The organism is Desulfonatronospira sp. (assembly GCA_003563255.1).
GTDB lineage: Bacteria > Desulfobacterota > Desulfovibrionia > Desulfovibrionales > Desulfonatronovibrionaceae > Desulfonatronospira.
Genome location: PWSL01000239.1, coordinates 1 through 4,564, shown reverse-complemented (window position 1 = coordinate 4,564; position 4,564 = coordinate 1). Strand labels below are relative to the sequence as shown.

Genomic DNA, 4,564 nt, shown 5'->3' with positions numbered 1-4,564 from the left:
GAACGAGAGGTAAAACTTCCGTGCCCTTCCGTGTGTTCCGTGGGCATAACCTCTTGGCTTTTTTTAAAAATGAAACAACATGTTTGTTCGAGATTTGTGCTAAGCGCCTAAAATTATGAAACTATTCACCATGGTCCGGGAACTTTGCAAACAGGACGTAAAAATTCATTCCACTGAACAGATACATAAACGGAAACTTAACTGTCATGGATTTTACATTTCTTTGTTCAGAAAGACCTGAGCACAACAGCCGCAAAGTAGCCATAATTGGTTCCGGACCATCCGGGCTGGCAGCTACAGGCTACCTGGCCTGTGCCGGGTACAAAGTGGAAGTATACGACAAGCTGCCCAGGCCGGGCGGACTTATGGTCTTTGGTATTCCAGGCCACCGCATTCCTCCGGAGAATATCGCCCGGGGGGTGGAAAAGCTCGAAAAAGATTTCGGTGTGGTTTTCAGACTCCGTACCAAGATTTGCGGCTCAGAGCCCATGCACCAGGAAACCGGGGACGACATGGCCTACACTTACAAAAGTCTTGGTGGCCGGGTGGAGGACAACGACGCTGTACTTATCTGTACAGGTACCTGGAAATCGAGACGCATGAATATTCCCGGGAATGATCTGCCTGGTGTGTATTCTGGACTGGAATTTTTATTTCCTGTACGTGCTGCCGGGTATGAGATCTCTAATATGGAAGTACCCCGCATCAAGGGCAAAAAGGTAGTGGTCATTGGAGCCGGTTTTACCGCTGTGGATGCAGTTCATGCTGCTCTTTCCGAGGGAGCAGAGCAGGTTCGGCTTATTTACCGCAGAAGCCGGGAAGAGGCCCCTTGCGGGAGCATGGAATTCAATATGCTGGAAAAAAAAGGTACCGAGTGCATGGAACATGCCGCCCCATTGGAAATCATCGGCACTGACAGGGTTGAGGCCGTAAAAGTCGCCCCCTGCGCCATGTCCCGACCCGATGCCCAGGGAAAGTGCCGGCTGGAAGTCAAAGAAAGTGCCGGCTTCGAGATTAAGGCCGACATAGTGGTAACAGCCATCGGTGAAATGGGCACCCCCCCCTTTGCTCATGATCTTGGCCTGGATGAGGTGCGCAAGGGGGAAGTCAAGTGGCTGCAGATGACCAGTCTGGAATCTGTGTTTGTAGCCGGCGACGTATTGATTGGACCCAGCAGAATAGGCAAGGCTGTCTATAGCGGGCTTAAGGCAGCCAGATCACTGGACCAGTGGCTCACTCTCAAATCTCAGGGACGTCTGGATGAATTCCAGGGCGAAGTCATTCAAAGGGAGGATTTGAGATAACCATGCAGACACTTTATCTGGATTACAGCAAGTGCATTGGATGCGGAACATGTGAATCCGTTTGCAGGTTTGTTCACCAGTACCCCAGGATCCTCATGACCCGGACTACAGACGGATGGTGGGTACCTCTTTATTGCCAGCACTGTGAAAAACCAAAGTGCATGAAAGCCTGTAACAAAAATGCTTTGTACCGGGACGCAGATACAGGTGCGGTTCTTTTAAACCAGGATTTGTGTAGTGAATGCGCCACCAAGAACTGCCTGCTGGCCTGTCCTTATGTAGCCATGGTCTGCACCGGCACCCGGCAAACCCCTATTACCAAGTGCAATCTATGTCTGGATCGCGGAGGCCTGGGGCCGGCCTGTGCTTCCATGTGTCCCTGCGATGCCCTGATGCTCCTGGACCGCAAAGACCTGGAAAAAGTCAAAACCCCTGAATCCAGGCAAGCCTGGGAGCTGGTACGCCGGCACATAATTTGCCCTGAATGCCCCACAACCTGATCAGCAGGTCAGAAATCCACACATTATTCCTGACGCGGACTGTGCCCGCAACCCATCTATGGCACCATGCGCCGCTTCCTGCACGTACGGACCGTGCCTGCGGGCCGGCTTCCTGCTCCGCATCCAGCCCATTGGTCTTCCAGGCCTGAGGGGCAAGCATTCACCCAAAAAAATAACCATTCAGCGGGTCTCGTTATTGATTACTGGCACAAGGCCTGGGGACTGTCCCTCGCTAAGTACTGACTGTGCAGGTTTACAAAACTTCGCGTCTGTAATTTTTGTATTTGTGAGAGAAAAGGTGTCGCGGGGACTGTCCCCGGGCCGGTTTGGGCAGCCCCCTGAATGGTTACCCCGGAAAAGGTCCCTGCCCACCCCTGAATCATGGTCTAATTATTGCAAATATAGTTTAACCTGACCGGATTTTGCCGATTATTTCCGACAGAAGTACACTTTGGCCGTAACCCAATTTTATGTCACGGGGACTGTCCCCGGGCCGATGGCATCCCCTGAATGGTTACGTATACTGTTATGTATCTGCAAATCTTACTTCAGAATAATTAGTGCGGGCTTGTTGCCTGTCCCCTGTTTTCCCAATAAAGGCTGAACAGATACCCCCTGTCAAAAAACAGGCTGATTCCCTTAATGTGATGCAGCGGAATATTATACCAGGAGATCCCCATGTTGCAAAAAAATGACACGTCATTTGCCCTTTTCAGCCTTCCAGGTGCAGAGGAAAGTCCTGCCGGAAAAGGTTCCTGGGCGGTACCCTGGTCAGATCTCATGCTTGTCATGTTCATCCTGTTTCTGGTGCTCTTTGTGTTTCATGCCCGTGAGACCATGGTCAAAGTACCAGTACAGCATGCTCTGCCCTGGAACCAGGCCGTACATGAACAGGGAAGCGATCTGAAACTCGAAGGGTTGTACCTCCAGGCCCGGGATATTCTGCACAACCCAGGAGGACCTGTCCGGGTGGGCGTTACGGATCAAGGCAATGTGCTCATCTCGCTTTTCGGTGAGATTTTTTTCAGTCCTGGCAGTGCAAATCTCAACTCTGAATCAGATCTGTATCTGCAACAGATTGCTGAGATTGTTTCACTGGCCCAGGGACAGGTTATGGTGGCCGGCTTTACAGACAGCATGGAGAGCCGGTTGCAGGACGGCCGGAGCCTTTTTGAGATATCCGCCTTGCGTGCAGCCCGCATCGGAGAAAAGCTGGCCCAGTTCCAGGGATTGAGGCAGGAAAATCTGGTCATTCAGGGACACGGAACTCCCAGGCCGAAAGTGCCGGAAAACTCCCTTATTGGCAGTGAACTCAACAGACGGGTGGAAATAAGTATCCTGGGTTCCTAGCCCTACAGCGAAACTTATAAATTGGCCTCTGGGGACTGGCTCTTTTGCCGCCGATTTTTTGGAGCAATGGCAAGTTGTCAACCGGCAAAAGTGCCTGTCCCCAATTGAGATAGGTTATAATAATTTTATAAGTTTCGCTGTAGTGCTAGTGATATACTCCTGAAACCCTGTCATAAAAAACAAGAAAATTTTGAACCGCAAAGCCGCCCCGGTTGAATTCACGAAGTGAAGGCGGAGCCATTTAACTGGGGGGCCTTTGCCTGAGAATATGTTTCTGGGTTGCGGGCAAAGCCAGCGTTAGACAGACAATCCAATACTTTGACTCAGGAGTCAGTCATGATAAATAGAACTCTGACAGCAGCTCTGATTTGCTTTATGCTCTTCGTTTCAGCGTTTTTTCTGGCCGGCGAGGCTTCCATCTATTTTAACGCCACCGCCTTTCTGGTGGTGACATCAGGCACCTTGGGGGCAGGGCTTCTAAGTTCCGGCCCCGGAAGGCTCAAGAAAGCCCTGGGCTTTGCCTCCCGGGCATACAGACAGGACCATGGACGCGAAAAAAAGCTCATCGACACCTTAATGAGCCTGGGACACCTGCACCGCAGACATGGCATCATCAGCCCAGGCAGCGTAAAGGAAATCTACCCTGTCGCCTCCAAGGGGCTGGAACTGGTAAAAGACGGCTACAGCGAAGCTGAGATCCGCGAAATTATGGGTTCAGATGCCCAGGCTCATTGCCGATCCCGGCAGGAACTGGAAAAGATATTCAGGAATATGGCGACTTACGCACCGTCATTCGGGGTGGCTGGAAGCGTCATCGGCCTGGTGGGTCTGCTGATGGGCATAGAGGAAACCAGCCTGATCCTGAAAAATGTTCCTGTAACCCTGATATCCACCCTTTACGGTATTGTGCTGGCCAATTTTCTCCTGTTGCCGGTGGCTGAAAAAATGCGTCAGGAGAAGGAAAAAGAGATTCGAGAACGCGAAATGGTCATGTGTGCCATGATCAACATGCAGCGCGGAACTGACTTTTTGAAGTTGCAGCGCATGCTGAATTCTATGGCCTCAGAACCTGAACTTCGGGTGGAGGACAGCGGAGCCTTCAGGCGGATCAATTCCTCCATCAGGAATGAGGGCATGAAGGCCCGGGTGGAAGGTCAATAACCCGGCTGTGAAGTTAAAACCTTATAATTCATCTCTTTACTTTTCACTTCCTGCTGATTATGATTCACATCAGCGCTTTGCAAGCGGCATGGCTTCCTGCCCGGAGGCATACAGCCCGGAGGGGGACCGGCTCTCACCGAACTTGTTTTCAAGGAAAATGTAGGTAACTTCTCAATAACTCCGGGCAGTATTCCTGGATACCGGCTTTCGCCGGTATGACATCACAATGCAACGACCTGTTTTCATTCG

General features: G+C 51.3%; 4 protein-coding genes. All 4 read left to right on the top strand.

Annotated elements, in window-relative coordinates; translation table 11 throughout:
• Window positions 1–206 precede the first annotated feature (206 nt).
• The 4 genes from QZP87_RS06970 to QZP87_RS06955 all read left to right on the top strand — a co-directional run bounded on the left by QZP87_RS06970 (window position 207) and on the right by QZP87_RS06955 (window position 4,315).
• Entirely contained in the window at window positions 207–1,304 is a 1,098-nt protein-coding gene (locus tag QZP87_RS06970; RefSeq protein ID WP_291322198.1) for an FAD-dependent oxidoreductase, read from the top strand.
• A gap of 2 nt (window positions 1,305–1,306) precedes the next feature.
• The gene (locus QZP87_RS06965; protein ID WP_291322197.1) at window positions 1,307–1,804 is read left to right on the top strand and encodes a 4Fe-4S dicluster domain-containing protein; all 498 of its coding nucleotides are present in this window, start codon (window positions 1,307–1,309) and stop codon (window positions 1,802–1,804) included.
• Between the two features lie 678 nt (window positions 1,805–2,482).
• Complete coding sequence (locus QZP87_RS06960) at window positions 2,483–3,154, top strand: OmpA family protein (protein WP_291322196.1); 672 nt, start codon at window positions 2,483–2,485, stop codon at window positions 3,152–3,154.
• A gap of 336 nt (window positions 3,155–3,490) precedes the next feature.
• Complete coding sequence (locus tag QZP87_RS06955) at window positions 3,491–4,315, top strand: MotA/TolQ/ExbB proton channel family protein (protein WP_291322195.1); 825 nt, start codon at window positions 3,491–3,493, stop codon at window positions 4,313–4,315.
• Window positions 4,316–4,564 lie beyond the last annotated feature (249 nt).